At 57.1% G+C, this 2707-nt stretch carries 3 protein-coding genes; all 3 read right to left on the bottom strand.

Annotated features, from left to right (window positions below; genetic code table 11):
* Positions 1–869: site-specific tyrosine recombinase XerC (gene xerC, locus OO184_RS24715; protein WP_265381424.1), on the bottom strand; the 869-nt coding region annotated here is incomplete at its 3' end.
* A gap of 16 nt (positions 870–885) precedes the next feature.
* Positions 886–1113 carry a hypothetical protein gene (locus tag OO184_RS24710; protein WP_265381423.1) on the bottom strand — a complete coding sequence of 76 codons (228 nt, stop codon included), beginning with the start codon at positions 1111–1113 and terminating at the stop codon, positions 886–888.
* A 41-nt stretch (positions 1114–1154) separates the two neighbouring features.
* On the bottom strand, positions 1155–2707 hold a 1553-nt coding region (locus OO184_RS24705; protein WP_512699430.1), incomplete at its 5' end, for an MTBMA_p00010-related P-loop-containing protein.

The raw sequence follows: 2707 nt of genomic DNA, 5'->3' as shown, positions 1-2707 counted from the left end.
TCCAGTTTCCTGTGTCCCAGCAGCGCTTGAATGTGGCGCGTATCTGCGCCGTTTTCCAGCATCTGCGTTGCCATTGAATGCCGGAACAGATGACAGGCACCGGGTTTGTTGAGCTTTGCTTCCTCACGGATGGTTTTGCCTACCATCAGTGTCAGCGTGGTACGGGCCAGCGGTTTGCCCTTACGGGTGATAAACACGTGCCCGCTGTCATGTTTCCACGCCAGATGCGGGCGTACACGGTCCAGATACCGTGTCAGCCAGTGCAGTGCACGCGTGCCTATTGGTACGACCCGGTCTTGCCGATTTTTGCCCTGCCGCACGACCAGTACTCCGCGATGCATATCAATGTCGCCCAGCCGCAGGTTAATCAGCTCCATACGTCGGATGCCTGTACTCCAGAACACTTCCAGTATCGCCCGGTTGCGCAGTTTGAGCGGGGTCTGTGCGTCGAGACTCGCCAGCACCTGGTCTGTCTCTGTTTCACTCAACACCTGAGCAGGTAGCCGCCGTTCGGCTTTGGGTATAACAAGCTGCTCCGCCGGGTTATATAAGATATGGTGGCGCTGCAATAACCAGCGGAACCAGACTCGTATCATGGTCAGCCGTTGTAACTGGCTGTTGTTGCTGTAGTGCTCTCCATCTGCCTTGCAATAATTGCGAAGATAACGCTGCCAGCTTTCGAGAACCGTTAAGCTCACCTGCGGTGCATGACAGACTGCTCGCTGCTCGCACCAGTCCACGAAAGGGGTCAGGGCGTCCTGATAGTTGGCCACCGTGCTGAGACTGTACCCGCTGACCGTCCGGATTTCCAGATACGTCGCAAGAAGCTGGCGCAGTGTGGCGAGGGTAACGTCGTGTTGTGTCTGCATAAGTTTTCCCTGTGTGTCATGTCGGTGAAGAGGAGGTTGTGTTGCTATCGTTTGTCTTTGTTGCCATCGTTTGTTTTTGATGGGTGTTCTGTCGGTATGCTACGGTTTTTTTATCCTGTCCTGCCGGAACGATGATTTTTCGCTGAACCGACCGTTTTGTTGTGAAGCCGTGTTGTGCCTGCCTTTGAGCTGATACGGTTAACCCGACCTCTTGCCGACCTGATACCGACTGGAAGGCGACCATTTAATGCTTTACTCCGACTGGGCGATGTCATACCGTCCCATTCAGGGCGCTATCAGCCCGCTCAGGTGCGTGGTGTCGCTGTCTTCGCCGTCAAACAGTAGCTCGTAGATGAATGTCAGTCCGCGCCGGTGCAGCAGCAGGTATTCCATTTCAACCAGCCGGGAGATATGGATTTTCAGCTGGGTATCGCCCCACTGCACCGCATCCCGCAGCATTTTGCGGGTAAACAACATGTCATGGCGCGGCTGACCGCTTTCCCTGACCCAGCCTTGTATCAGCAGCAACAGCCTGCGCGTCTGCGGCGGCATCTCGTCGAGCGTCCGGCCTAAGATGTCATGCGCGAGGCGGTTGGCGAGCTGGATATCGCCTTTGGTGACTTCAATGTATTCAATGGTCTTGCCACGGTGCTCAGTGGTTTTGACTGCCCGCTGATGTTGATGAAGCAGGGCGATACTCTGGATGAGCGTCAGGTATTTCATGTGGTCACGGCGCGTGCGGGTCTTGTCGGACATGAACGTCAGTTGTGAGGCGTAAGGATTGACCACATTCAGCGGACGCAACAACCGCTGGGCGTTCTGGTGCAACGCAGTGAGATAGTCGCGTTCGTTTTCAGCCAGCAACCCTTCGAGGGTCTGTTGGTGGCGCTGCAACGCATGGATGGCTTCGGTTTGTTCCCGCGATTCGTTGATGGTCAGCACCAGACAACGGTTCAGTAGTTCTTCGTCTACATCAATGGCGGTGGTGGTCAGCATCAGCATCACCGGGCCTTTGACCGTGTAGCTTTTGGTGACAAGGTTGCCCGTTGCTTCATCCTTGCCGGTACTGGCAATGGTCAGCTCGCCGTCACTTTGCAGCAGCTTGAGCGCATAGGCGGCCTGCCGTACCCCTTCCTCTTCGGCGATTGCCAGTATCTTGTGTTGCAGGTTGGTTTCACCCAGATAAAACAGGCTCTGCCCCGTCATGGCGCTGTACTGCACCCGTTCTTCCTGGGGTATCAGATTGAGGACCGCGTCCATTAAGGATGATTTGCCTGCTGCGCTGCTGCTCTGTATCAGCACCGCTAACGGTTTGGCGAGTTTGCGGCTGACGGCGGCCAGATACCCGGCCAGCAGGTTGGTTGATTCGCCGACCACGCCGCAGGCGGCTAAATCCGCGGTGATACGCGCCGTCAGGTTCGGGTCTTGCAGCAACGCCAGTGCTGCGGTCCGCTCGGCTTCGTTCATCTCCGGCGTTTTCTGCTCAGTCCCCCTTTCCGCCCGCTGCTGCCACTGTTCAACCGCCAGTAACACCTGCCCCAGAGCCCGGCGAATATCCCCCTCGGCCAGCCCCAGCTCGGCCGCTGCTGTTCGTGCGTAACCCTGACGGCTGCGTGCGCTCATCAGGTCAACGCCATCCAGGAACATCACGCCGCTTTGGGTATCAATGACCTGCGCATTGAGCTTCATGGCAACCGCGCCCGATTTAACGGACGCTAATCCCCGGATACACCAGTGCAGGCTGTCCAGCGAGACTTTAAGCTCGCCGTCTGCCCCTGTTTCCCAGATGATGCCGGGAGTCGGGTTCTGCACCGCCGCCACAGCAGCAGCTAAAGCCG

Origin of the sequence: Photorhabdus aballayi, assembly GCF_026153155.1 — a bacterium.
GTDB classification, from domain to species: Bacteria; Pseudomonadota; Gammaproteobacteria; order Enterobacterales; family Enterobacteriaceae; genus Photorhabdus; species Photorhabdus luminescens.
This window is presented reverse-complemented; position numbering and strand designations above follow the sequence as displayed.